The organism is Arthrobacter pascens (genome assembly GCF_030816475.1).
GTDB lineage: Bacteria > Actinomycetota > Actinomycetes > Actinomycetales > Micrococcaceae > Arthrobacter > Arthrobacter pascens_B.
In genome coordinates this window covers 1,989,124-2,013,187 of sequence record NZ_JAUSXF010000001.1, presented here as the reverse complement: position 1 = coordinate 2,013,187, position 24,064 = coordinate 1,989,124, and the positions used below count along the sequence as shown (strand labels likewise).

The following is a 24,064-nucleotide window of genomic DNA, read 5'->3' as shown; positions in this document are numbered from 1 at the left end:
TATCTTGTCACTTTGTGCAAGCTGGTATTTCGGTTGCTATCTGCAGCCAGTAATTCAACAGCCAAAATGATGGTGGGGGATCTCGTGGCTATTTTTGACATGGGCGCAGAGACTGTCGGAAACCTTAACAGGCAGACTGACTCAGCGAACCAGGACCTTGGTGCACTCGTGCGTCGCTTCGTGGACGCCGTGACTCCGCTGGAGGGCCGCTTCAGCGGCGCCGGCAAGGCAGCGTTCGATAATTTCAAGAACCGCTCGGATCTGGTGGCCTCCGAACTTAATGCTGCGCTGGCAGGCATCGTTCAAGGCCAAAGCGGGATGAACACCGCGTTCCAGCAGGGCGATTTGGCCGCGAGCGACAACGCCCGGCAGAGCGAGGGTTCAGCGAACTTTGACGGCGCCCGCTTCCAGGGCCGCGCCTAGCTACTTCTTTTGTGCAGTGGAGACTGTTTAGTCTCGCCGTGCATTTGCTGTTCAATCTACGGAAATGGAGTGGGAGCCAGCCAGGCTCTGCTAAAACATGAGTGCTAACAGAATTGCTTTCGATACCAATGTCTCCGCCCAGGTCCAGGGCGACATCCAGGCACTTGCAGCGCAGCTGGAGTCCCTGATCGGCCAGCGCCAGGCCGATGTCAGCCAGGCAATGGCTGACTTCCGGGCCGACAGCGTTGACTCCGAGTACCAGGCAGTCGAAGCACGCTGGAACGCTGCAGCCAATGAAACAAAGGCCATCGTTGCGCTCGTCAAGAGCACCCTGGGACTCAACGACGAGACGGCCTCAACGGCCATCAGCTCGGCCCGGAACGCAGTTCAGGGCATCGGCTAGGGAGACAGCATGAGTGGCAGTTGGAACATCGACGTGTCCTCCACAGTCTCCACCATCAGGGCGACGGCAGCTCAGGCGGAGAGCGTGGAACCTGCCGTTGCCGGGATGGAACAGGCCCTGTTGCTCGCTGCCTCATCCATTCCTGGGGGAGTCGTTGTAGCAGCTCTGAACGACGTCGTTACCAACCGCTTGGGGCCGAACGCCAGGGAAGCTGTGGCGAGAACTGGAAGCATCGTTACTTCGACAGTGCAGGCCTTGAGCTTTTACGTCCATGGAGACCTTGAGATGGCCTCAAGCGCCCAGCGAAGCGCGGCTCGGGCAGGGGAGCCATCGTCACTTCACGGGGCAGGACACCGGCCATTGCCGCTATAGAACTACCTAAGAGCTTGAAGGGCTAGAGCATTATGGCTTTGTCACCAGAGGTTTGCGCACAGACAGGGTCTTCAGGACTGGACCCTTCCGGGGGGTTCCGGCTGCCTGACGTCGATTCTCTAGACATCGCAGCCCGCGATCTCACCACACATTCAACCGCATTCCGAAGTGGCATCGACGCGGCCGCTCAGACGTGGTCGGGACTCGGGTCCTCCTATGTCTCGGAGGAATCCCCGACCGTTCTGGCTGCTTTTACAAAGGTTTCGCCTCTGGCTGCCAAGGTCTCCGATGACGCTCAGATGACCTCCGAGGCATTGTGCACGTTTTCTTCCACCTGTCGGGACCTGCGGCAGCGTCTTGAGGCCTACGGTCGCAGTGTCGGCAAACTTGACGCGGACATAGATGCTTTTCCGACTTCCGTTGAGGAAACGACGATGGTCAAGGGCGAGCAAATCACGACCCGGGTCCAGCAGCACTGGGGCAGTGACTCCGACCTGACCGCGCGTCACAACGCATTGGCGGCGGAGGTTCAGGCAGTCCACAATGATTACCTGGCCGCTCAGGATACTTGCGCGGCGGCGCTGGCCGGGGTTTCCGGCGGGGAGACCTTCACCGTAGAGCATCCTACGCCAGTGGATCTGCGATCGGGGTCCTGGATTGATGAAGCGTTGTTTGTTGCCGGGACGGCTACGGGAATTGACCATGGCGGAGATGAGAACCCGTGGGGTAAGCAGACCGTCCCATACCGCCCGAGCGGGGTAGCGGGGTTGCTCCAGGGCATGGGCGCCGGCGCAGTGGAGCTTATAGATGGGATCTGGTCCCTGACTGGCACCGGGAACGACGTCAAGCGGGAGCGGGCGTGGGGCGGCATGAACACCATGCTGGGGAACGCGGGCATGTTGGCATCTGTTCCTATTACTTGGGCTTTCAACCGGCAGCAGTGGGAGAGGGATAAACCCGGAATACAGCGGGCCTTGGACGATAACGGTGCCATGCTGGCGGCATTCACCCATGTTGAAGATCATGAAGGCGGCAACCAGAACCCCGGTCGAGATATTGGCAACGCATCGTTCAATGTTGTGAGCACGATCTTTGGTGGGGGAGCTGGAGCGGCCCTTAAGACTGGGGCATTGGCAAGCAAAGCCGGGCTTGCGGCGGAACGGCTGAGTATCGCCACGATGGACACCACCCGGCTTGGTGGCCTTTCTTCGGCCCTAGGTAGCGCGTCCAAGGGACTGTGGACGACAGGGACGTTCCTGTCGAAGCCGGGGTCCTTGGCCCTGAAAGTCTCGGACATTGTCATGCCCGAAACGACAGCCAAGGTCCTGGATTCTGTAACCAAAGCGAGGGTCGGTGTTTTCACCATCCTGGACACTGCTAAGTCCACCACTATGGAGAATCTGACCGGGGCCCGGCGCGGAGTCGCTACTGGAATTGCCTTGACGGCTGATGGCATCCGCACCGTAGATGATGTGCTGCCCAGGACCGATTTTGCTCTTGCCCATGGAACAGCGGCCCATGCCGGCGGTCCAAGAGCGGCTGACTGGCTGGACAATAAAGCCGCCTCAATCCGGGAAAACAACCCACCCGCTTTTGTTCCGAATAAGCCTTCGACGGCAGGCACAGCGTCGACCCTGACGGACCTAATCAGGACCGAGCCCTTCACCCGACCTGACCATGTCACCAACACTGTTGTTCTCCGGCACGGCGACATTACGTTCCCGATCCACCGCAAGGAGAACTTCGCCGCCCGGGTTGAGCTGAAGCCCAACACCGAGTACATCATTGAACACCGCAGTCTGATGAAAAATGAGTCAAGCGTGGTGGACAGGAACACCGTCGAGAAGTACTACACGGATGAGACCGGTACCGTCACCCGCGTAGACACCTACGCCGGAGTCAAAGGTGCATGGTCCCCTGAACTTAACAAGCCCCTCCCCAACGTCACCTATAACGTGGTGGCGCAGGTAGACGGCGGGCTGCAAAACACTTTCACCCTCGTCATGGACGGCAACGGACACCTCGCGTCGGCGAAAGGCCACATCACCTCAACGCTTGTTGGGGACATGAACCGGAACAAGTGGCAACAAATAAAGGCCGGCCGGCTTGGCGGCAAAGGTTATGACGGCGGTCATGCTGCACCCTCCGCCCTCGGGTTCCTCGGCGAGCGGGCTGGCCTCTTTCCGCATCACGAATGGCAGAACCGCAAAGCAGGCACCGAGAACGATGCCGTCAGCTTTCACGACACCGAGATGGACGTCATCGAGAAGGTCAAAAGACGACTTACCAACGACGCACCCTTGGACTTAACTTGGGAGATGCAACTAGTGCCCGCAAATACACGCGGTCTGCCGGAGACTACGAGGCTGCTGTACTTCTTCGACAACGACAAGCCGTTTATCCGTGACTTCAACAATCTTCCCGATCCAAAGTAGGCTGAAATGGTGAATGCGCTGGACTTGAATGCCGATCCTTTTGTTATCGCTGGTCTAGAAAGACTGTCGAAAGAGGCTTTTGGAGCCTCCGGTTTTGCTGTCGGCACGGATGAAGTGGTCCACGTGCTCGTGCATCGCAGAACTAATACTTTGGGCTACGGTCACAAGGTTGCAGGCAATAAGAATATTCACAAGGGACGCAGCTTCGAGGACGACTTTTCACATGAAGCACTCAACCGATGGTTAGATGCTTGCCGGGACCTCGCCTATCGGCCAGGACTGGGAACATGGACCACTGCTGAGATTCACGTCTTTCCGGATAAGCCAGGCCGCATAGATTTTTTCGACGAAGAGCGCCTTGAGCGGGACTCCGACGGGGAATGGTATGCAGGGGGTCGCCCGGCTGACGCTGCTATCTGGGCGCAACAGTTGTTGGCCTATCCGCGAACATTGGACAACATTCCGGACTGGATGTGGCGGATCTTTCAAGGGGAGGGAGTAACACCTCCTGTCTACAACGCCGAGCTCAGGTGCGTTGACTGGAATAATAAGCGGCGCCCCGTGACGGACCGAGGCACTGACTTCTCTGTTGAACCCACGATAATTGATCCCTCTTTGGAGCCGGGCCTATTCGCAAAAATCGGGAAAAAACTCTTCGGCAGCTAGATCTGGTTGTGTTGCCATTGACTGGCTCACCTGAGGAGGGATCCATTTCTGTTGCCGCGGATGTCCGCCTCCGGAAACAAGGCCTTCGGCAACTTTGAAATGCGAATGGCAGTAAAGCCGACGAAGCGCCCTCGAAGGGTGCTTAGGTAACCCCGGCAGACGGCGGCGGACGACCACGCGTACGAATGGTTTCTCACTCATCCCGCTCCACGCATCCAGATGACCTGGATTACTTCCCGTACTCCGAGATGCTCGGGGAGTAAGCCGCAAGGACCAACCAGCTCACCACGGAGGGCTGATGGTGCCTGGTGACTCCGAAAGGACACCTATATCCAGACGTCCTTGGTGTCCTTTTCGGTGTCCGCGGGCTTCTGAGCATTGGCTGCGTCCTGCTCCGCCATGATCTTCTGGACACGCAGCTCCAAACGGCTCGGGGCACGCGGGGGAGCGGGCGGGCGGAGCCTGAGACGGTGCCAGTCCAGCGTCTCGATGTCGGGGGCTGCGCGCAGGGTGTCGATCAGGTCCTTGCTGCCGAACACCCTTGTGCCCATGAGGTCGTAGTCGGTCAACACAACCCAGGCCCGGTCGTCAGGCCACCAGAGCTCCGGGGTGAACTCCTGGACCGGGTGGCCAGCATGGAGGACAGCCGGTGTGCGCTGCGAGGATCGGAACGAGCGTCTCCAGGTCAGCCTTACCCAGGGAGCCTTCTGTTGGCCAGAGCGAGTCGTCAGGGTGAATGCCCGGGTGCACGACCACGTAGCCGGCATCGCTCTCGTTCAGCAGGGCTGACCAGCAGTAGGCCGGTGGAATCTCCAGTCCGCTATCCCCGGCGGGGCCCTGCAGTGGAACGCCTTTGTGGGGGGCCGTTTCAGCCCAGGTGATTCTCTGCCACCCATCAGGAGCGTGCGCGCCGAACCCGAAGCCAGGCACTTCGTTCACATCGTCGGGTCCGGGCTCCGGCGGAACCTCAGGCGGCCGGAAGAACTGGGCGTGGAGAATCCAGGTGCTCTCGGTGAAGCCATTGGGAAGCGGACCGTCCACCGGATCCTCCAGGAAACCGTCACCCAGCGACCCCAGCTCCGGACCGGCCTGCCCTTCCCAGGACCATCCCTCGGGCAGCACCCGCAGCTCTTCTGATTCCCCATGGGACGAGCGTACCCGTGGTGGTGACCAAAGCGCGGGCACGAAAAAGGTGCGCCCCGTTCGCTGAGCGCACCCTTCTCGATTACCCCTCACACCGGATCCCCATCCGACTGCAACCATAATAAGCATGCTTAGCATTGTGTGCGCAAGCCCATTGCGTTCTTGCAGTGCTGGAATAGTCGGGGGCCCAGCCGACTAACGGCTGCCTGCTGGCATCTCTCCTTGAAGTGTGCGTCAATGGTTCCGTCCTCGCTCAAGGTGCGCTGGCTCCGGATGACCGCACCCATATTTGGAGAGGGTGGCAGCCTGTTCAAGCCAGGCCGGGTCCGGAGGCCCTGCGATAGCAGGGCCTCAAGCCTCTCCTCGTCGCTGGCTCTAAACGATGGCCGCATCATCGAGCCGCAGGCGCCGGGAGCGGCGGGGGAGGCCCCCGGCCCAATACGCAATCATCAGCCCTGCCGTGGCCGCCCCACCGGCGTGAACCCACGGCGAGCTATATGCCCCCTCCGCGGTGGGAATCGCGAAGGCCAGCACGACGGCGGCCACACCCAGGAAAACCTCCACCGTCGCCTGCAGTGGCTTGGCCCGGTACTCATGGTAGGCCAGTCGGACGAAAAGGGATCACCGGCAGCAAGAACAGGCCTGGGCTGAAGACCGGGTAGATGGCGTTGAACGTGAAGATCGCTGCGCCCAGCACCAGTAGGCCTAGGAACTTCAGCACGCGCCCCACACGGAGCGGGTTCCCCGGCATCCATCGACTCACCAGCATCGGTGACGGGCCGCAGATTCTTGCGTGCTCGTCCACGTGATCAACGGAGTTCTCGATGAGCTCGAGGTCTACCGAGAGGATTCAGGTGCTGTTGTGGTCGCCCCTGCCGACACTTCGCAGCTGGAGGTTGAGAACTTGGCGCTCTCCTCGCTGTCCATCTTTTGAGTCATCCGCGTCTTAGTATCCGGGTCGACCCACCGGATGTAGCGGGTGACGGATCCGTCTTTTCGTTTTCGCTTCTCTATGCAGGCCACAAAACCACTATGCGGCGATCCCCCTTGCGGGTGACGCATTTCAGCACTCACGTGGTTGGAAACGGGCCTCGCGTGGTTGGAGACACAAAAAAACCCCGGTTTCCCGGGGTTTTTTCAGTGCGCGGAGGGGGACTTGAACCCCCACCCCCTTTCGAGGACTAGCACCTCAAGCTAGCGCGTCTGCCATTCCGCCACCCGCGCAGGTGGTATTTCGGACCACGTTTCCGCCTTTCAGCGGTTCGCTTTTCTCCGAAGCAGCGAGAAAAACTCTAACACGAACCTTGGCGAAAGATGGAATCGGGGCGAGTGGGTAGGCTGAAGGCAACCGAGACGGCCCGGGTTCTTAGCAGCCGGCCCCTGCAAGAGGAGTAATTTATGTCTGACGTCCGCCCCGAGGATGAAGTTGTCCGCATTTGCCAGGAGCTCATCCGGATCGACACATCAAATTATGGCGACGGCTCGGGGCCGGGGGAGCGGGCCGCCGCCGAATACACGGCAGGACTCATTGAGGAAGTCGGACTCAAGGCCGAGATCTTCGAATCCGCGCCGGGCCGGGCGAGCGTGGTCACCCGGATGGCCGGCGAAGACCCGTCCGCCAGCGCACTGGTGCTGCACGGTCACCTCGACGTGGTTCCCGCCTTGCGCGACCAGTGGTCAGTGGACCCTTTCGGTGCCGAACTGAAGGACGGCCTGATCTGGGGCCGGGGCGCCGTCGACATGAAGGACATGGACGCCATGATCCTCTCGGTCATGCGGAGTTTCGCACGGACGGGGCGGAAGCCCAAACGGGACATCGTCTTCGCCTTCTTTGCCGACGAGGAAGCAGGCGGCGAGTACGGGGCTCGCTACGCCGTGGACAAGCGACCGGAACTCTTCGAAGGGGCAACTGAAGCCATCTCGGAGGTAGGCGGCTTCTCAGCAACCATCGGAGGCCAGCGCACGTACCTCCTGCAGACCGCCGAGAAGGGTATTTCCTGGCTCCGCCTGGTAGCCCACGGACGGGCCGGACACGGCTCCCAGATCAGCACAGACAACGCCATCACGCGGCTGGCCGCAGCGGTTACGCGGATCGGTGAATACAAATGGCCCATTGAACTGACCCCCACAACACGCCAGTTCCTGGACGGAGTGACCGAACTCACCGGCGTCGAGTTCGATCCCGACAATCCGGACGTGCTTCTGAGTCAGCTCGGGACAGTGGCACGCTTTGTCGGCGCAACACTGCAGAACACCACCAACCCAACCCTGCTGAAGGGCGGTTACAAGCACAATGTCATCCCGGAGTCCGCCGAAGCCCTGGTGGATTGCCGGACGCTGCCAGGCCAGCAGGAGCACGTCCTGGAGATCGTGCGCGAACTTGCCGGCTCCGGCGTCGATGTCAGCTACGTGCACCAGGACGTGTCGCTGGAAGTTCCGTTCGCGGGAAACCTGGTGGACTCCATGATTGATGCGTTGCACAAGGAGGACCCGGGCGCCCAGGTGCTCCCGTACACGCTTTCAGGCGGCACCGACAACAAATCCCTGAGCAGGCTCGGCATAACCGGGTACGGATTCGCTCCGCTCCAACTGCCGGACGATCTCGACTTCACCGGCATGTTCCACGGCGTGGATGAACGGGTCCCCGCTGATTCGCTCAAATTCGGCGCCCGGGTGCTGGACACCCTGCTCACCAACTACTGAGCTGGCCAGGACGTGACGCCCGAAGAGGTCCTGCCCGAGAACCTGCTGGCCGGTATCCGGAGCCGCGCGGCCGGCTACGACCGTGACAACGCGTTTTTCCAGGAGGACCTGGAGGAACTTACCGAGGCGGGCTATCTGAGGCTCTTTGTGCCGGAGTCCGACGGCGGCATAGGACTTGGGCTTGAGGCGGCCGCACAGTGCCAGCGCAGGCTCGCAACGGCAGCCCCTGCAACCGCGCTGGCCGTCAACATGCACCTCGTCTGGACCGGCGTCGCGGATGTCCTGTCCGCGAGGGGCGATCACTCCTTGGACTTCGTCCTGGAGGAGGCAGCTCGGGGCGAGGTCTTTGCCTTTGGTAATTCCGAAGCCGGGAACGACTCCGTGCTTTTCGATTCGCGGACCGATGCCACCCCGTCGGCCGACGGCGGATACAGCTTCAGCGGGACAAAAATCTTCACGAGCCTTTCCCCTGCCTGGACACGGCTTGGCATTTTCGGCAAGGACCCGCAGGCACATGAGGGAGAGGGGGAACTGGTTCACGGATTCATCACGCGGGAAACACCCGGCTACACGATCCTGGACGATTGGAACGCGTTGGGCATGCGTGCCAGCCGGTCCAATACCACCGTGCTGGAAGGTGCCCGCGTCCCCGCGAACCGGATCTTCCGCAAACTGCCCGTCGGACCGAATGCAGATCCGCTGATCTTCGCTATCTTCGCCTGCTTTGAGACCCTCCTCGCCGCCGTCTACACGGGAATCGGGGAGCGGGCACTGCATCTGGGTGTGGACGCGGTGAAGCGCCGCACCTCGTTCAAGAACGCCGGCCGAAGCTACGCGCAGGATCCTGACATCCGCTGGAAGGTGGCCGAGGCGGCTATGGCCATGGACAATCTCTACCCCCAGCTGGCTGCGGTGACCCGGGATGTCGACGCACTGGTGGATCATGGTCCGCAGTGGTTCCCCAAACTCGTTGGCCTGAAGGTCAATGCCACGGAAACAGCACGACGGGTCGTTGACCTCGCCATCAGGGTCAGCGGTGGCTCAAGCTACTTCCAGGGCTCAGAACTCGAGCGGCTGTACCGTGATGTGCTGGCGGGGATGTTCCACCCGTCGGATGATGAATCAGCGCACAACACTGTGGCCAACGCGTGGCTTGGACCATTGGAGGGCTAAGTGGGGCTTGGGAGGGGTCAGACGGTCCGCTGGACCTGCATTACCCTGCGGCGGAGCCAGAAGCGCCTGCCGCCACCCAAATAGAGCTTGCTGCGCTCCAGTTCCCACTTGCCATATTCGGAATGTTCCACGAGTCGGCGCCTGGCCTCAGGCAGTGAATCGTCAGGGCTGACCGTCAGTACGAGGTACTCGTACTGCCTCAAGTAGTCCCGTTCCCGCTGGACCGAGCTGGTGAGAAAATGTTCCTTCATTGCTCTCCATTTTCGTCCTTTTCCAGCTAACGTGAAGTCATGAGCATCGATCCGCGTGTCGCGCTTCAGTCCTTGACCGCCGCCTTGGAAGAACACCTTATCGCAGCGTCCAACCGGCGTGGTGATGGTGACCCCGCTGTGGAGGCGGCTTTTTTTGCTGTGGCGGATGCCTTCGAGGTCTACGAGGACGCTCTCTACGAGGCTTACAACGAAGTGACACCGCTTCAGGTCTTTGAAGACGAAGAGGATGAAGAGGAAGACGGCGATGTTGACGACGACGAGGACCTGGAAATCCTGAAGGATTGACGTGCAGGCCGGCAACGGCAGGCCGGCACCCCATGATCAGGCCGGTTGGGAGACGTCCTCCAGCGCACGGGCAATTTCCGGAGGCAAAGGGCTCAGCTGGGAGTCCAGGATTTCCTTGAGTTGAACCGGTGTCCGCGCACCCACAATGGCCGTGGCCACTCCATGCTGCGACAGCAGCCAGCTCAGCGCCACGTCAAGTGGTGTGCGTCCCAGACCCTTGCCCGCCATCGTGACAGCCTCGACAACCCGCGACGGCCGCTGCGACAGATAGGGCTCCACGTACGGGGCAAGGACGGCATGGGCCGCGCGGGAATCCCCAGGGATGTTGCCGCGGTACTTGCCTGTGAGGACACCACGGCCCAGCGGACCCCACGCCATCAGGCCGAGACCCGCGTCCTCGACGGCCGGAATGAGTTCAGCTTCCGGCTTGCGCTGAAGGAGGGAATACTCAGCCTGGGCAGCCACCAGCGGAAAGCCTGCCACTGCCGCCGCCTTGGCTGTCTGCCAGCCGTTAAAGTTTGAGACACCTGCATACCGGGCCCGCCCGCTCCGCAGGGCGAATTCCAGGGCGGACAAGGTTTCATCCAGCGGGACATTGCCGTCCCAAGCCTGCGCAAACCAGACGTCCACATAGTCCGTGCCAAGTCTGGCAAGGCTGGCGTCCAGCCCGGAGAGCATCGCACTGCGCGAGGTGTCCACCGTCCGCCGGCCGTCCGACGTCGTCAGTCCTGCCTTGCTGGAAATGGTGACCTCCGTGCGGGAGACGATGTCCCCAAGCATGGATCCGATCATCGCCTCCGACCGCCCGTCGGCGTATGACGCCGCGGTGTCGATGTGCTTGCCCCCTGCATTCACGAAGGTGCGCAGCAGTTCAGAGGCGTCCTGTTCATCTGTTTCGCCGGCCCAGGACATGGTGCCCAGGGTGAGGGCCGAGACTCGCAATCCACTGTTGCCGACGTAACGCTGCTGCATAGCTGCAAGCTTACGGGGAATCCTCAGGGTCCATGACGTAGGGTCTTAGCGTGAACTGGTTTGAGGCGGCCCTGCTGGGCCTAGTGCAGGGACTGACCGAATTTCTCCCGATTTCATCAAGTGCACATCTGCGGATCGTAGGTGAATTCCTGCCCAATGCGGCCGATCCGGGTGCCGCCTTCACGGCCATTATCCAGTTGGGTACCGAAACGGCCGTGCTCGTCTACTTCTGGCGAGACATCGTCAGGATTGTGAAGGCCTGGGTCGGTTCGCTGGCAGGCAAGGTCTCCCGGCAGGATCCGGACGTGCGTATGGGGTGGCTCGTGATTCTGGGCAGCCTGCCGATCATCGTGCTGGGTCTCCTGTTCCAGGACCAGATCGAATCCGTTCTTCGGAGCCTCTGGATCGTCGCCACGACCCTTATTGTCTTTGGCCTCGTGCTGGCCGTGGCAGACGCCATCGGCAAACAGGAACGGGACCTGACCTGCCTGACCTACAAGCACGGCATTTTGTACGGCTTCGCCCAGGCCATGGCACTGATTCCAGGAGTCTCACGGTCCGGTGGCACCATCACCGCCGGCCTGCTGATGGGCTATACCCGGGAGGCAGCCGCCCGGTATTCCTTCCTGCTGGCCATTCCCGCAGTGTTCGGTAGCGGGCTTTACCAGCTGTATAAAGTGCTCTCCAAAGAAGGCATCACCGGTCCCTATGGACTGCCCGAAACGGCACTGGCGGCCGTCATTGCGTTCGTCGTTGGTTACGTCATCATCGGATGGTTCCTCAAGTTCATCTCCACGCGCAGCTACCGCCTCTTCGTCTGGTATCGGATCTTCCTGGGGCTGGCGCTGTACCTCCTGCTCGGTTTCAATGTCATCAACGCCTAGCACTAGGCTTGGCCTGTGAAATCCTGGATATCCCGCCCTGTTCCCGCGCTGCCTGGCATCATGCCGGCCATCCGGCTGTTCGACACTGCCCAAGGCAGCGAAGTAACGCTTCCGGCCGACGGCGAGCAGTCGATGTATGTCTGCGGGATCACCCCCTATGACGCCACCCACATGGGGCACGCGGCCAGCTATGTCGCTTTTGACCTGCTCAACAGGGCCTGGCGGGATGCCGGACAGCGCGTGTCCTACGTCCAGAACGTCACCGACGTTGACGATCCCCTGCTGGAACGCGCCACAGCCACCGGCGTCGACTGGAAAGAGCTCGCCGCCAGCCAGATCGAGCTGTTCCAGACGGATATGGCAGCCCTGAACGTGCTTCCGCCGGACAACTACGTCGGCGCTGTGGAATCCATTCCGTTGATCGTCCCGGAGGTCGAACGCCTCGTCCGGCTTGGGCTTGCCTACAAGGTGCCCGGCACTGCGGGGGAGCCCGACGGCGACGTGTACTACGACGTCGAAGCCGCCGGGAAGCAGTCCGTCGCCGCCGACGCCTGGACCCTTGGCTCCATCTCCGGACTCGGGGAATCCGAGATGCTTGAGCTTTTTGCCGAACGGGGCGGTGATCCCGGCCGGGCCGGCAAGCGGCAGGCCCTGGACCCCCTCCTGTGGCGGGTTGCCCGTGAGGGAGAGCCCAGCTGGCCCGGCGGAGAGCTCGGGGCCGGCCGGCCTGGCTGGCACATTGAGTGCACCGTCATCGCGCAGAAATACCTCCCGGCTCCGTTCACCGTCCAGGGCGGCGGCACGGACCTGATCTTCCCGCATCACGAGATGGGTGCCGGTCACGCCTATTCACTCGCTGGCGTCCCGCTGGCCCGGCATTATGCCCACGCAGGCATGGTCGGGCTGGACGGGGAAAAGATGAGCAAATCCAAGGGCAACCTTGTCCTCGTGTCGAAGCTGCGCGCGCCGCAGGGGAGGAGCCGGCAGCCATCCGGCTTGCCATCCTGGCCCACCATTACCGGTCGGACTGGTCCTGGACTGATGCCGGCTTCAGCGAGGCCAAGGAACGGCTGAGTCTCTGGCGCACCGCCGCGGCCGGCGCCCCGGAGGGATCTGCCACGGCGCTCCTTGCCCAAATGCGCCAGGCACTGGCCAGGGATCTGAATGCCCCTGCCGCACTGGAGGCGGTGGACAGCTGGGCCAAGCAGGCACAACAGTCAGCGGCCGCAGGCTCCCGGCAAGACCAGGCACTGGTCAGGGACGCACTGGACGCCCTTCTCGGCGTCGGACTCTAAGGCCGGCGCCCACCGGGCTTGCAGTCAGGGCCTGTCCTGGCCACGGCGCTTGAGGTACCTCTCAAACTCGCGGGCGATGGATTCGCCGCTGGCCTCGGGAAGGTCAGCGGTATCCTTGGCCTCTTCCAGCTGGCGCACGTAGGCTGCGATCTCCGGGTCCTCGGTGGCCAACTCGTCCACGCCGCGCTCCCACGCGTCGGACTCCTCCGCCAGCTCATGCGTGTCCAAAGGCACCTGCAGGAGTTCCTCGATCCGGTGCAACAGTGCCAGCTGCGCCTTGGGGGACGGAGCCTGGGCCACATAGTGCGGAACAGCTGCCCACAGGGACACGGTGGGTATGCCGGCCAGCAGCGACACCTCGGACAGGACTCCCACAATGCCGACAGGTCCTTCGTACTGGGAGGCTTCCAGGTTCAGGCGTTCACGGAGCGGGGCGTCATCTGACGAAGTGCTGACCGGGATGGGCCTGCTATGGGGAACATCGGCCAGCAGCGCTCCGACCAGCACCACATAGTCCACCTTCAATGCTTCCGCATGGACCAGCAGTTCCGCCGTGTAGGCACGCCATTTGTAGGAAGGCTCGGTGCCCTGGACAAAAATGACATCGACGTTGGAATTCGGGGCACTGGCCTTGTAGATCCGGGTGGACGGCCATTTGATCTTGCGTTCACCGGCCGCGTTCCGGCGAACAGTGGGGCGCGTGAACTGGAAGTCGTAGTACTCGTCCGCATCTATGGACGCGACCTTCTTGCCGCCCCAGAGCTTGTTGAGATAGCGGAGCGAGTCGCTTGCCGCCTCCCCGGCGTCGTTCCATCCCTCAAAGGCGGCCAACATCACAGTGACGCGTTCCCCGTCAGCCACTGGGAGCAGGAATCGGTCCGGCTCGGGCTCGGCACCCGGTTCCGTGGTGTCTCCGTCGAAGCTATTCATTTCTTCACCCTACGTCCAAGAACAGGCGTGATGCATCGAATGAAGCGCCAAAAAATCAACAGAGGCTGCCTTGGCGGTGCAGGAACCCTCCATATTCGCCGAGGGCGTATCGCAGGGCTGGCGCACAGTGTGGCACCGTAGACTGAAGCCATGCGACCGTCAGCCACCGTTTCCCCGCTCAAGGCCGTTCTGTGGGACATGGACGGCACGATCGTGGATACAGAGCCGTATTGGATCGAGGCTGAACACGCGCTCGTGGCGGCCCATGGCGGCTCATGGTCCCACGAGCAGGCCATGCAGCTCGTCGGACAGTCGCTGACATTTTCCGCCGGGATCCTTCAGCAGGCCGGCGTGCAGCTCACAGTCCGGCAGATCATCGACACCCTGACCGCGGAAGTCATCAGGAACGTGCAACGCAGGGTCCCCTGGCGGCCTGGTGCGCGCGAACTGTTGGAAGGCGTCCACCGGGCCGGTGTCCGCTCCGCCCTCGTCACCATGTCCGAAGGCCCGCTGGCACGTGAAATAGTCGCGAGCCTTCCCCGCCCCTACTTCGAGTTCCTGGTCACCGGGGACACCGTAACCCGGGGAAAGCCGCATCCAGAGGCGTATCTCACGGCCGTTGAGCTGTTGCGGCAGGCCGATCCCGGGCTCACTATCGATCATTGCGTGGCGCTGGAGGATTCAGCCCCGGGCGTGGCCGCTGCGGTTGCCTCCGGGGTTGCAACAGTCGCCATCCCGCATATTGTCCCGCTGCCCGAAGACCCCAGGCACATCACATGGGATTCGCTCGAGGGCCGGACCGTGTCCGAGCTGGAATCTATAACCGCCCACCGCCAGGCAGGAAATACCGGCGCCGCAACAGTGCCCATATCTGCTTCGAGGAGCCTGGCAGTTGACTGAGATCGACACGAACACACCATCCCGCCGGGAAGGGATACCGCTGGGCAGAATCGCAGGCATTCCCGTGATTCTGGCCTACTCCTGGTTCATCATTGCCGCCTTTACCGTGATCGTCTACGGCCCTGCCCTCCTGGAGCGGAACCGGGCTCTTGGGAGCGCCGCGTACTGGGTGGCATTTGCCTATGCCGTGCTGCTGCTGATCTCGGTGCTGGTCCATGAGCTGGCCCACGCGCTAACGGCCAAACTCTACGGCTGGCCCACCCGCAAGATCGTCCTTAACCTCTGGGGCGGACACACACAGTTCGAGAACTTCACCGCCACGCCCGGTCGCTCCGTCCTGGTGGCACTGGCAGGGCCCGCGGCGAACTTCGTGCTCGCCGGCGGTGCCTGGCTCGTTCTGGCCTCAGCCGACCTGGCCGGAGTGGCTGACATCCTGACCAATATCTTCATGTGGGCCAACCTGCTGATCGGTATTTTCAACGTACTGCCGGGACTCCCGCTCGACGGAGGCCGCCTCGTCGAGTCCGCAGTCTGGAAAGCTACCGGCAGCCAGGCCAAGGGGACCGTCGCGGCCGGCTGGGCCGGACGAATCATTGTTGTGGTGCTGGGCTTCTGGTTCCTGCTCCGGCCTCTCCTGAATGGAGAGACGCCGGACTTCAGCATGCTCATGATCACCGTCCTTGTCGGCAGCTTCCTCTGGATGGGGGCATCGGCCTCCATCCAGCAAGGAACGTTGCGGAGCCGGCTGCACCTCGTCAGCGCCGCGGCCTTGGCAGTGCCCGCCGTCGGGGTTCCGGGCACGGCAACGGCGGCCGATATCCTGCGGCTTTCACCGGCGGGAACACCCCCCGTCGTGGTCTGCGGTCCGGACGGGCGGCCGCAGGGCGTGGTGGATCCCGGAGCCCTTGCGGCAGTCCCGGCCGCCGCTGCCTGGTCCACGCCCGCCAGCGCCGTGTCCTATGCCCTTGGCGCCGGAGCCTATGTCCCTGAGTGGTCAAAGGGGCAGGAGCTCATCCAGTACCTCGCCCAGCTGGAAGGGCGCGAATATGCTGTCGTGGACCACGCCGGGAGGGTGACCGGCCTGCTCGGCCAAAATGCTGTGGTAGCCGCGATGACGGGCAAGGCGATCCGGCCCAATAGGTATCCGCAGGGCCAGAACCGGTAGAGTTACCTGCCGGTCGTGCATCGCCGCCGCATGTGGCCGAAGAGGCCCGGCGCCGCACCCGGACGGCCTGCAGCGGGCGGCCAACAGTTTTACAGGAGCGAGGAAAATCATGAGCAGCGAAATTGCCGCCAACGAAACCACAGCAGCACCCGACGCCGGTCCTGCCGGCAATGGCCTGCAGCCGGTGGGCGCGGCCCGGCGCCGGGGCCCCTTTCGCGAAGGGGAGCGCGTCCAGCTGACCGACGAACGCGGCCGGATGAACACGATCACGCTGGAAAGTGGCGGCGCCTTCCACACGCACCGTGGCTTCCTGAACCACGATGAGATCATCGGCAGGGTCGACGGCTCGGTTGTGGTGAACAACGTCGGCCAGCAGTACCAGACCCTCCGTCCGCTGCTTTCCGATTTTGTCCTGTCCATGCCACGTGGCGCTGCCGTTGTTTATCCAAAGGACGCGGGCCAGATCGTGACCATGGCCGACATCTTCCCCGGTGCCAGGGTGGTCGAGGCCGGGGTGGGTTCCGGCGCATTGTCGATTTCGCTGCTCCGCGCCGTAGGGGACAACGGCTACCTGCATTCCTTCGAGCGCCGCGAGGAATTTGCTGACATCGCCCGAGGCAACGTGGAAACCATCTTCGGCGGCCCGCACCCGGCGTGGAAGATCTCCCTGGGCGACTTCCAGGACGAAGTTGTCCGCAGCGAGGCACCCGGTTCCGTTGACCGGGTGGTGCTGGACATGCTGGCGCCGTGGGAATGCCTCGACGCCGTGGCCACAGTGCTCGCCCCTGGCGGCGTCTGGATCAACTACGTTGCCACTGTCACCCAGCTGTCCAGGACCGCGGAAGCCATCCGCGCCGACGGCCGGTTCACGGAACCTGATGCCTGGGAGTCCTTGGTCCGCGGCTGGCATTTGGAGGGCCTGGCAGTCCGCCCCGATCACCGGATGGTGGCCCACACCGGTTTCCTGCTGGTCACCCGCCGGCTGGCCGACGGCGTGACGGGCATCTCGGTCAAGCGGCGCCCGTCGAAAACTGATTTCAACGAGGCCGACGTCAACGCCTGGACCCCTGGAGCAGTGGGCGAACGGCTGGTCTCAGACAAGAAACTCCGGCGTGCTGCACGGGATGCGATAGCCGGCACCAACGTTAAGGATGAGCCGGAGATCACGAACTAGTCCACATTTCGGGAGTCTTCAGCTGTACCTGCCAACTTGGGGCTAAGGTCTTAAGAAGAGCAGGAAGGGGCTGATGCATCATGGAGACGCCGAACCAGGACTCCGGACGCACACCGGCAGAGCAGTCTGCCAACGATCTGTCCGTTGCGGACCGGCAGGTGAACATCCTCCGGGACAAACTCCGGCACATTGACCGCCAACTGGCCGCCGCCACGCAGAACAACGCCAAGCTGGTCAGCATGCTGGAAACCGCGAAGGCGGAGATCCTCCGGCTGAAGAACGCACTGGACCAGGAGGGGCAGCCGCCCTACAGCTTCGGCACGATAGTGCAGCTCAACCCGCGGCGCCAGCCTTCGGCCGGAAGCAGCGGACAGGCGGCCACGGAGGAATCCGCGGACATCTTCAACGCCGGCCGCAAAATGCGCGTGGGCATCAGCCCCCTCGTCAACATCAGCCAACTGGCCGTAGGCCAGGAAGTCCTGCTGAACGAGGCATTGCTGATCGTTGCCGGCCTCGGATATGAACGGGCGGGCGAGCTCGCCACTCTTAAGGAAATGCTCGGCCAGGACCGTGCACTGGTGGTGGGCCGCGCGGACGAAGAGCGTGTCATCCGGCTTTCCGGAGCCCTGCTCTCGGAAAAACTGAGGGTGGGCGACGCCCTGTCGATTGATTCCCGCACTGGCTATGCCTTGGAGAAGGTCCCCCGGTCCGAGGTGGAGAACCTCGTCCTGGAGGAAGTCCCTGACATCACCTACGAGGACATCGGCGGTCTGGGTCCGCAGATCGAACAGATTCGCGACGCCGTGGAACTTCCGTTCCTGCACCCGGACCTCTACCGTGAGCACGGCCTGAAGGCACCCAAAGGCATCCTCCTTTACGGACCGCCGGGTTGCGGGAAGACCCTGATCGCCAAGGCCGTGGCCAATTCGCTTGCGGCCCGCGCCGCCGAACGGTCCGGCAACGTGGATTTGAAGAGCTACTTCCTGAACATCAAGGGCCCTGAGCTGTTGGACAAGTACGTTGGCGAAACCGAGCGCCACATCCGGCTGATCTTCTCCCGCGCACGGGAAAAGGCCTCGGACGGCAGCCCCGTAGTGGTGTTCTTCGACGAAATGGACTCGCTTTTCCGGACCCGGGGAACGGGTATCTCCTCCGACGTCGAAACAACCATCGTGCCCCAGCTGCTGAGCGAGATCGACGGCGTCGAGCGGCTGGACAACGTCATTGTGATCGGTGCTTCCAACCGCGAGGACATGATCGATCCCGCCATCCTCCGCCCGGGCCGGCTCGACGTCAAAGTCAAGATCCATCGCCCGGACGCAGAGGCAGCGGCTGACATCTTCAACAAGTACATCACCACTGACCTGCCGTTCCATGAGTCCGACCTCGCCGAGCACGATGGCGACGTCCAGGCCACGGTGGACGCCATGATCCAGCGCACGGTCGAAGCCATGTACTCCACCGAGAAGTCCAACGAGTACCTGGAAGTCACCTACGCAAACGGCGACACCGAGATGCTCTACTTCAAGGACTTCAACTCCGGAGCCGTGGTACAGAACGTGGTGGACCGGGCCAAGAAGTACGCCATCAAGGACCTCCTGACCCTCCATCAGAAGGGGCTGCGGATCGAACACCTGCTCCGCGCCGTGGTTGACGAGTTCCGCGAACACGAAGATATGCCCAACACCACCAACCCTGATGACTGGGCCCGCATCTCCGGCAAGAAGGGCGAACGGATCACCTACATCCGCACCATCGTCCAGGGCAAGGCAGGGCAGGAACCAGGGAAGTCCATCGAAACGATGCCGAGCACGGGGCAGTACCTGTGACGCCAGCACAGCAACCCGCCGCAGGGGGAGCGCTCCCCGCCGGCGGGGCAATGCGTGTTATGGGGGCGGAGACGGAATATGGAATCCATGCCCCGACAGCCCCGAGTGCAAACGCCACCATGATGTCCGCCCGCGTGGTCCAGGCCTATGCCCAGGTGACGCGCCAGCGCGCCGCGGGCGGCGCGGAGACACGGTGGGACTACACCGACGAGGAACCACTTCACGACGCCCGCGGCTGGACCCTGGAAAGGGGAGCGGCGCACCCCAGCCAGCTCACCGACCAGCCTCCCGTGCTCGATGCTGAAGCGGTGGCGCTGGCCTACGGACGCGAGGAACTGGAGCTGGACGGCCAGGATGAGTCAGGCACGCTCCTGATGAACATGGTTCTGGGGAACGGCGCCCGCCTGTACGTGGACCACGCGCACCCGGAGTACTCAAGCCCTGAGGTGACGAATCCCCGCGACGCCGTGACCTGGGACGCCGCGGGCGACCTCGTGGCGCTGGCCGCCGTGCGGCGGCTGGCCACCGACCCCGAACTGCCGGCAGTCAACCTCTATAAGAACAACACGGACAACAAATCCGTCTCCTACGGCTCCCACGAGAACTACCTCATGCCGCGTTCGGTCCCGTTCGGTGACATCGTGCGCGGGCTGACGCCCTTTTTCGTCACCCGGCAGATCATGTGCGGCGCGGGGAGGGTCGGCATCGGCCAGGACAGCTCGACGGCCGGTTACCAGATCAGCCAGCGCGCGGATTTCTTCGAGGCCGAAGTGGGCCTGGAAACCACCATCCGCCGGCCGATCATCAATACGCGCGATGAGCCGCACGCCACCGCAGACAAATACCGGCGGCTGCACGTGATCATCGGCGACGCGAACCTGAGCCAGGTCTCGAACTTCCTGAAGTTCGGCACAACCGCCATGGTGCTGAGCCTCATCGAGGCCGGCCTCGCACCGAAAGTGGAGGTGCACGAGCCGGTCTCGGCCCTGCAGGCGGTAAGCCACGACACCTCGCTGAAGGCCACACTGAGGCTGCTCGACGGACGTCGGGTCACGGCCCTGGACCTGCAGTGGATGTACCACGAGGCAGCATCCAAGCTGGCGCAGGACACAGGTGTCGGGGACGCCATCGACGGCGATGGCCACACCCACCAGGTCCTGGAACGTTGGGCGACGACCCTCACGCAACTCGATTCCGACACTGCCGCCGCTGCCACGTCGGTGGAGTGGCTGGCCAAGATGTCCCTCCTGGAGGGGTACCGCGACCGGGACGGCCTGGCCTGGGACGACGCCAGGCTTGGCCTCGTGGACCTGCAGTGGGCGGATATCAGGCCGGAGAAGGGCCTGTACTACCGTTTTCTCGCACGGAACCGCGTGCAGCGGATCGTCGACGACGGCGACATCGCCGCGGCGGTGACCGAACCGCCGTCGGACACGCGGGCATTCTTTCGCGGCCGCTGCATCAGCAGCTTCGGCAAGGACGTAGTGGGCGCCAGCTGGGATTCGGTCATCTTCGACGTGCCAGGATATGGCCGGCTCCAGCGGGTGCCCACCAGGGAGCCTCTGCGCGGCACCAAAGCCCTTACCGGTCCCCTTTTTGCCCGCCACCGCACGGCCGGACCTTTCCTCGCGGAGCTGCTTGGCCACACGACTCCTCCGCCTGCGGCGTAAACCGCGCCAGCTGGCCTAGGTCGTGGCAATATGGGCGTATCGGAAGATCCGTCCGGATCGGATGACTCAGAAAGGGAGAGATCACAATGGCAGGCCAGGAGCAGCAGCAGCCACAATCGCGCGACAGCCAGGTCGAAGAGGACATCCCGGAGGCCCCTCCTGCGGCCCCTGAAGCCCAGGCTTCGGCGTCCACTCAGGGCGTGGACGACCTCCTTGATGAGATCGACGGCGTCCTCGAATCCAATGCCGAAGAGTTTGTCCGTGCGTTCGTTCAAAAGGGTGGTCAGTAACCCGGGTTCCGGATGCTGGCGGTAGCCGCGGCCGGCCGGAATCTGTACAGACGTTGAAGTACCAGTTCAAGGAGTGCATCAGTGCAGGAATCAACCGCCAACCAGGTAGCCGGCAACGCGACGTCGTCATTTTCGGAGCATCTGCAGCGTGACCGGCCGGAGCTGCTTCCGTACGGCCGCGCGCTGCCGGCCGGTTCCGGCCCGGCCACTCCGCTGCAGGTCCCTCATGCCACCACCATCGTGGCCCTGAGCTACGGCGGCGGTGTCCTGATGGCCGGGGACCGGCGGGCGACCATGGGCAACATGATTGCCAGCAGGCACATCGAGAAGGTATTCCCTGCGGACCAGTACTCCGTGCTTGGCATTGCGGGCACCGCCGGCATAGCCATCGACCTCACCCGGTTGTTCCAGGTGGAGCTGGAGCATTACGAGAAGATCGAAGGTACGCCACTGAGCCTGGACGGCAAGGCGAACAGGCTGGGAGCCATGATCCGCGGAAACCTGCCCATGGCCCTTCAGGGGCTTGCGGTGGTTCCCCTCTTCGCCGGTTATGACACGACGGCGGGGATAGGCCGGCTGTTTTCATACGACGTCACCGGCGGCAGGTATGAGGAGCGCGAGCACCATACTGTCGGGTCCGGTTCAGTCTTTGCCCGGGGGGCCCTGAAGAAGCTCTGGCGGCCCGGCCTCACCGAGGCCGAAGCTGTTTCAGTCGCCGTCGAATCACTGTATGACGCCGCCGACGACGATTCCGCCACCGGCGGTCCCGATCCGGTCCGTCAGTTGTGGCCGGTCGTATATACCGTCAACCGTGGGGGCGCCCGGCGCGTACCTGAATCTGAGCTCGCGGCGGTCGCCGGAAGCATCATCGAAGCGCGGTCCTCCGCACGGCGGGAGGCCTGATATGACCCAGCAGTTTTATGTATCGCCTGAGCAGTTAATGAAGGACCGTGCGGACTTCGCACGGAAAGGCATTGCACGGGGCCGGTCGGTGGTAGTTATCAGCTGCGAGGACGGCATCGCCCTGGTGGCTGAGAACCCGTCGCCGTCGCTGCACAAGATCGGCGAGATCTACGACAAGATCGCCTTTGCCGCGGTCGGCAAGTACAACGAATTCGAAAGCCTGCGCCAGGCCGGGGTGCGGTATGCAGACGTCCGCGGTTACTCCTATGACCGGGACGACGTTACAGCCCGGGGCCTGGCGAGTGTCTACGCGCAAAGCCTCGGAGCCGTGTTCACAGCAGAGCAAAAGCCGTTCGAGGTCGAACTGGCGGTCACAGAGGTCGGCTCCAGCCAGGAGATGGACCATCTCTACCGGCTGACTTTTGATGGTTCCATCGCCGACGAGAAAGGCTTCATCGTGATGGGCGGCCAGGCGGAGAAAGTGTCATCCGCCATCGCCGAAGGCTGGCACGCTTCGCTGCGGTTCCGGGACGCGATCCGCCTGGCGATGCGTGCGCTTGTCACTGACACGGAGACTGGCGCGAAGCCCAAGGCATTGCCGGTCCAAGCCGTGGAAGTTGCAGTGCTCGACCGGACGTCGGAGAGCTCCCGCGGCTCCCGGCGGGCGTTCCGGCGACTGAACGAGGCGGATATCACGGCGCTGCTTGCTGAGGAGGACTGAGATGGACAAGAGGATCTTCGGTATTGAGACCGAATTCGGCATTTCCTATTCGAGCCCGGATTCACGCCCGCTGGCGCCCGAGGAGGTAGCCCGCTACCTGTTCCGCAAAGTGGTCAGCTGGGGACGGTCATCCAACGTCTTCCTCACCAACGGTTCACGCCTGTACCTCGACGTCGGCTCGCACCCCGAGTATGCCACCGCGGAATGTGATGACCTCGCCCAGCTCATCGCCCACGACCGCGCCGGCGAGCTCATCCTCGACGACCTCGTGGAGGAGGCACAGACGAGGCTGGCGGCCGAGGGATTCAACGGCACCGTCTACCTGTTCAAGAACAACACTGATTCAGCCGGGAACTCCTACGGCAGCCACGAGAACTACCTGATTCCGCGACGGGGCGAATTCTCCAGGCTCGCCGAAATCCTGATTCCGTTCCTGGTCACGCGCCAACTGGTCGCGGGGGCAGGGAAGATCCTGAAGACGCCGCACGGGGCAACCTACGCGTTCTCCCAGCGCGCGGACCACATCTGGGAAGGCGTCTCGTCGGCCACCACCCGCTCGCGCCCCATCATCAACACCAGGGACGAGCCGCACGCCGACGCCGAGTTCTTCAGACGGCTCCACGTCATCGTCGGTGACTCCAACATGTCCGAGACCACGGCACTGCTGAAGGTGGGAACCGTGGACCTCATCCTGCGCATGATCGAGGCCGGAGTGATCATGCGCGATATGCGGATGGAGAACCCCATCCGCAGCATCCGCGAGATTTCCCACGACCTGAGCGGGCGGGCACTCGTCCGGCTCGCAAACGGCCGGCAGCTGACTGCACTGGAGATCCAGCAGGAGTACCTGACCAAAGTCACCGCCTTTGTCCAGGAGCACGGGGCACACAACCCCCATGTGCCGCTCATCCTCGACCTCTGGGGCAGGACCCTGAAGGCCATCGAAAGCGGTGACACCAGCTCGATCGACACCGAAATTGACTGGGCCATCAAGAAGAAGCTCATGGACAACTACCGCGAACGCCACGGGCTGGGCCTGGACGCCCCGCGGATCGCCCAGCTGGACCTCACTTACCATGACATTTCACGCAGCCGTGGACTGTACTACCTTCTGCAGTCCAGGGGCGCGGCCCGCCGCATCGTGGACGACACCGTGGTCAAGGACGCAGTGGACGCCCCGCCACAAACCACCAGGGCAAAATTGCGCGGTGACTTCGTCCGCCGGGCGCAGGAACTGGGCCGGGACTACACCGTCGACTGGGTGCATTTGAAGCTGAATGACCGGGCACACCAGACCATCCTTTGTAAGGATCCCTTCCGCAGTGTGGATGACCGGGTGGATGCGCTTCTGGACTCTATGGGCTGACACCCAGCTTCAGGGGCTATTCTTGATAGGGCCGTTCCTTGGCCCTGCGGCGGTGCCGAGTGATTTTCTTCGGGCACCGCGTCCACCCTG

General features: G+C 62.9%; 25 protein-coding genes, 1 tRNA gene and 1 pseudogene. 20 read left to right on the top strand and 7 right to left on the bottom strand.

All coding sequences use genetic code 11. From position 1 onward, the window contains the following. Nucleotides 1-66: 66 nt before the first annotated feature. From QFZ40_RS09270 to QFZ40_RS09250, 5 genes are all read left to right on the top strand, one after another. Entirely contained in the window at nt 67-423 is a 357-nt protein-coding gene (locus tag QFZ40_RS09270) for a hypothetical protein (RefSeq protein WP_306904015.1), read from the top strand. 97 nt (nt 424-520) lie between these two features. Continuing rightward, nucleotides 521-826, top strand: coding sequence for a pore-forming ESAT-6 family protein (locus tag QFZ40_RS09265; RefSeq protein WP_306904014.1), 306 nt, complete (start codon nt 521-523; stop codon nt 824-826). Between the two features lie 9 nt (nt 827-835). Further along, on the top strand, nt 836-1,198 hold the full coding sequence (locus tag QFZ40_RS09260) for a DUF6507 family protein (protein ID WP_306904012.1): 363 nt from the start codon (nt 836-838) through the stop codon (nt 1,196-1,198). 869 nt (nt 1,199-2,067) lie between these two features. Beyond that, entirely contained in the window at nt 2,068-3,633 is a 1,566-nt protein-coding gene (locus tag QFZ40_RS09255) for a hypothetical protein (RefSeq protein WP_306904011.1), read from the top strand. Between the two features lie 6 nt (nt 3,634-3,639). After that, nucleotides 3,640-4,299 carry a hypothetical protein gene (locus tag QFZ40_RS09250; protein ID WP_306904010.1) on the top strand — a complete coding sequence of 220 codons (660 nt, stop codon included), beginning with the start codon at nt 3,640-3,642 and terminating at the stop codon, nt 4,297-4,299. A gap of 326 nt (nt 4,300-4,625) precedes the next feature. On the opposite strand, the gene QFZ40_RS09245 is transcribed toward QFZ40_RS09250, so the two are convergent. From QFZ40_RS09245 to QFZ40_RS09235, 3 genes are all read right to left on the bottom strand, one after another. After that, a complete protein-coding gene (locus QFZ40_RS09245; RefSeq protein ID WP_306904009.1) occupies nt 4,626-4,868 on the bottom strand; it encodes a hypothetical protein in 243 nt (80 codons plus the stop codon). A gap of 19 nt (nt 4,869-4,887) precedes the next feature. Further along, nucleotides 4,888-5,421, bottom strand: coding sequence for a hypothetical protein (locus tag QFZ40_RS09240; RefSeq protein WP_306904008.1), 534 nt, complete (start codon nt 5,419-5,421; stop codon nt 4,888-4,890). Between the two features lie 396 nt (nt 5,422-5,817). Then, nucleotides 5,818-6,006, bottom strand: coding sequence for a hypothetical protein (locus tag QFZ40_RS09235; RefSeq protein WP_306904007.1), 189 nt, complete (start codon nt 6,004-6,006; stop codon nt 5,818-5,820). Nucleotides 6,007-6,235: 229 nt separating this feature from the next. Between QFZ40_RS09235 and QFZ40_RS09230 the strand changes: the two genes are divergently transcribed. Next, the gene (locus QFZ40_RS09230; RefSeq protein WP_306904006.1) at nt 6,236-6,376 is read left to right on the top strand and encodes a hypothetical protein; all 141 of its coding nucleotides are present in this window, start codon (nt 6,236-6,238) and stop codon (nt 6,374-6,376) included. Between the two features lie 207 nt (nt 6,377-6,583). Here the strand turns inward: QFZ40_RS09230 and QFZ40_RS09225 are convergent. Further along, a tRNA-Leu gene (locus QFZ40_RS09225) sits at nt 6,584-6,666 on the bottom strand. A 174-nt stretch (nt 6,667-6,840) separates the two neighbouring features. Between QFZ40_RS09225 and QFZ40_RS09220 the strand changes: the two genes are divergently transcribed. Beyond that, on the top strand, nt 6,841-8,145 hold the full coding sequence (locus tag QFZ40_RS09220; RefSeq protein ID WP_306904005.1) for a M20/M25/M40 family metallo-hydrolase: 1,305 nt from the start codon (nt 6,841-6,843) through the stop codon (nt 8,143-8,145). Nucleotides 8,146-8,157: 12 nt separating this feature from the next. Beyond that, nucleotides 8,158-9,318, top strand: a complete 1,161-nt coding sequence (locus QFZ40_RS09215; RefSeq protein ID WP_306904003.1) for an acyl-CoA dehydrogenase family protein — start codon at nt 8,158-8,160, stop codon at nt 9,316-9,318. A gap of 17 nt (nt 9,319-9,335) precedes the next feature. Here QFZ40_RS09215 and QFZ40_RS09210 read toward each other — a convergent pair whose 3' ends face one another. Further along, nucleotides 9,336-9,569 (bottom strand): DUF5703 family protein, encoded by a 234-nt coding sequence (locus QFZ40_RS09210; protein WP_306904002.1) that lies wholly within the window; start codon nt 9,567-9,569, stop codon nt 9,336-9,338. 39 nt (nt 9,570-9,608) lie between these two features. Between QFZ40_RS09210 and QFZ40_RS09205 the strand changes: the two genes are divergently transcribed. Further along, on the top strand, nt 9,609-9,875 hold the full coding sequence (locus QFZ40_RS09205; RefSeq protein WP_306904001.1) for a hypothetical protein: 267 nt from the start codon (nt 9,609-9,611) through the stop codon (nt 9,873-9,875). A gap of 36 nt (nt 9,876-9,911) precedes the next feature. Here the strand turns inward: QFZ40_RS09205 and QFZ40_RS09200 are convergent, their stop codons facing one another. Continuing rightward, nucleotides 9,912-10,847 (bottom strand): aldo/keto reductase, encoded by a 936-nt coding sequence (locus QFZ40_RS09200; protein WP_306904000.1) that lies wholly within the window; start codon nt 10,845-10,847, stop codon nt 9,912-9,914. A gap of 50 nt (nt 10,848-10,897) precedes the next feature. Here QFZ40_RS09200 and QFZ40_RS09195 point away from each other — a divergent pair, with 50 nt between their 5' ends. Next, nucleotides 10,898-11,731, top strand: a complete 834-nt coding sequence (locus QFZ40_RS09195; protein WP_306903998.1) for an undecaprenyl-diphosphate phosphatase — start codon at nt 10,898-10,900, stop codon at nt 11,729-11,731. A 15-nt stretch (nt 11,732-11,746) separates the two neighbouring features. Next, a pseudogene (gene mshC / locus QFZ40_RS09190) lies at nt 11,747-13,026 on the top strand (cysteine--1-D-myo-inosityl 2-amino-2-deoxy-alpha-D-glucopyranoside ligase). A gap of 24 nt (nt 13,027-13,050) precedes the next feature. Here the strand turns inward: mshC and QFZ40_RS09185 are convergent. Then, entirely contained in the window at nt 13,051-13,956 is a 906-nt protein-coding gene (locus tag QFZ40_RS09185) for a PAC2 family protein (protein ID WP_306903997.1), read from the bottom strand. A 150-nt stretch (nt 13,957-14,106) separates the two neighbouring features. On the opposite strand from QFZ40_RS09185, the gene QFZ40_RS09180 reads away from it, so the two are divergent. The 9 genes from QFZ40_RS09180 to pafA all read left to right on the top strand — a co-directional run bounded on the left by QFZ40_RS09180 (nt 14,107) and on the right by pafA (nt 23,974). Continuing rightward, complete coding sequence (locus QFZ40_RS09180; RefSeq protein ID WP_306903996.1) at nt 14,107-14,856, top strand: HAD family hydrolase; 750 nt, start codon at nt 14,107-14,109, stop codon at nt 14,854-14,856. Next, complete coding sequence (locus QFZ40_RS09175; protein WP_306903995.1) at nt 14,849-16,021, top strand: site-2 protease family protein; 1,173 nt, start codon at nt 14,849-14,851, stop codon at nt 16,019-16,021. The genes QFZ40_RS09180 and QFZ40_RS09175 overlap by 8 nt, the downstream gene beginning before the upstream one ends. Nucleotides 16,022-16,130: 109 nt before the next feature. Next, a complete protein-coding gene (locus QFZ40_RS09170; RefSeq protein ID WP_306903994.1) occupies nt 16,131-17,195 on the top strand; it encodes a tRNA (adenine-N1)-methyltransferase in 1,065 nt (354 codons plus the stop codon). An 80-nt stretch (nt 17,196-17,275) separates the two neighbouring features. After that, entirely contained in the window at nt 17,276-19,024 is a 1,749-nt protein-coding gene (arc, locus tag QFZ40_RS09165; protein WP_306903993.1) for a proteasome ATPase, read from the top strand. 50 nt (nt 19,025-19,074) lie between these two features. Continuing rightward, a complete protein-coding gene (dop, locus tag QFZ40_RS09160) occupies nt 19,075-20,694 on the top strand; it encodes a depupylase/deamidase Dop (protein WP_306906884.1) in 1,620 nt (539 codons plus the stop codon). A gap of 86 nt (nt 20,695-20,780) precedes the next feature. Continuing rightward, nucleotides 20,781-20,984, top strand: a complete 204-nt coding sequence (locus QFZ40_RS09155; protein WP_306903992.1) for a ubiquitin-like protein Pup — start codon at nt 20,781-20,783, stop codon at nt 20,982-20,984. A gap of 81 nt (nt 20,985-21,065) precedes the next feature. After that, nucleotides 21,066-21,887 (top strand): proteasome subunit beta, encoded by an 822-nt coding sequence (gene prcB / locus QFZ40_RS09150; protein WP_306903991.1) that lies wholly within the window; start codon nt 21,066-21,068, stop codon nt 21,885-21,887. Between the two features lies 1 nt (nt 21,888). After that, nucleotides 21,889-22,608 carry a proteasome subunit alpha gene (prcA, locus tag QFZ40_RS09145; RefSeq protein WP_306903990.1) on the top strand — a complete coding sequence of 240 codons (720 nt, stop codon included), beginning with the start codon at nt 21,889-21,891 and terminating at the stop codon, nt 22,606-22,608. Between the two features lies 1 nt (nt 22,609). Further along, nucleotides 22,610-23,974 (top strand): Pup--protein ligase, encoded by a 1,365-nt coding sequence (gene pafA / locus QFZ40_RS09140; RefSeq protein WP_214959345.1) that lies wholly within the window; start codon nt 22,610-22,612, stop codon nt 23,972-23,974. Nucleotides 23,975-24,064: the final 90 nt, after the last annotated feature.

Excerpts from the sequence above, each read along its gene's own strand:
- QFZ40_RS09210 (WP_306904002.1), bottom strand. The coding sequence starts at position 9,569 with ATGAAGGAACATTTTCTCACCAGCTCGGTCCAGCGGGAACGGGACTAC.
- QFZ40_RS09255 (WP_306904011.1), top strand. The coding sequence starts at position 2,068 with ATGAACACCATGCTGGGGAACGCGGGCATGTTGGCATCTGTTCCTATT.
- QFZ40_RS09200 (WP_306904000.1), bottom strand. The coding sequence starts at position 10,847 with ATGCAGCAGCGTTACGTCGGCAACAGTGGATTGCGAGTCTCGGCCCTC.
- QFZ40_RS09270 (WP_306904015.1), top strand. The coding sequence starts at position 67 with ATGATGGTGGGGGATCTCGTGGCTATTTTTGACATGGGCGCAGAGACT.
- QFZ40_RS09205 (WP_306904001.1), top strand. The coding sequence starts at position 9,609 with ATGAGCATCGATCCGCGTGTCGCGCTTCAGTCCTTGACCGCCGCCTTG.
- QFZ40_RS09260 (WP_306904012.1), top strand. The coding sequence starts at position 836 with ATGAGTGGCAGTTGGAACATCGACGTGTCCTCCACAGTCTCCACCATC.
- pafA (WP_214959345.1), top strand. The coding sequence starts at position 22,610 with ATGGACAAGAGGATCTTCGGTATTGAGACCGAATTCGGCATTTCCTAT.
- QFZ40_RS09155 (WP_306903992.1), top strand. The coding sequence starts at position 20,781 with ATGGCAGGCCAGGAGCAGCAGCAGCCACAATCGCGCGACAGCCAGGTC.
- QFZ40_RS09220 (WP_306904005.1), top strand. The coding sequence starts at position 6,841 with ATGTCTGACGTCCGCCCCGAGGATGAAGTTGTCCGCATTTGCCAGGAG.
- dop (WP_306906884.1), top strand. The coding sequence starts at position 19,075 with ATGCGTGTTATGGGGGCGGAGACGGAATATGGAATCCATGCCCCGACA.
- QFZ40_RS09170 (WP_306903994.1), top strand. The coding sequence starts at position 16,131 with ATGAGCAGCGAAATTGCCGCCAACGAAACCACAGCAGCACCCGACGCC.
- QFZ40_RS09185 (WP_306903997.1), bottom strand. The coding sequence starts at position 13,956 with ATGAATAGCTTCGACGGAGACACCACGGAACCGGGTGCCGAGCCCGAG.
- QFZ40_RS09250 (WP_306904010.1), top strand. The coding sequence starts at position 3,640 with ATGGTGAATGCGCTGGACTTGAATGCCGATCCTTTTGTTATCGCTGGT.
- prcA (WP_306903990.1), top strand. The coding sequence starts at position 21,889 with ATGACCCAGCAGTTTTATGTATCGCCTGAGCAGTTAATGAAGGACCGT.
- arc (WP_306903993.1), top strand. The coding sequence starts at position 17,276 with ATGGAGACGCCGAACCAGGACTCCGGACGCACACCGGCAGAGCAGTCT.
- QFZ40_RS09265 (WP_306904014.1), top strand. The coding sequence starts at position 521 with ATGAGTGCTAACAGAATTGCTTTCGATACCAATGTCTCCGCCCAGGTC.
- QFZ40_RS09180 (WP_306903996.1), top strand. The coding sequence starts at position 14,107 with ATGCGACCGTCAGCCACCGTTTCCCCGCTCAAGGCCGTTCTGTGGGAC.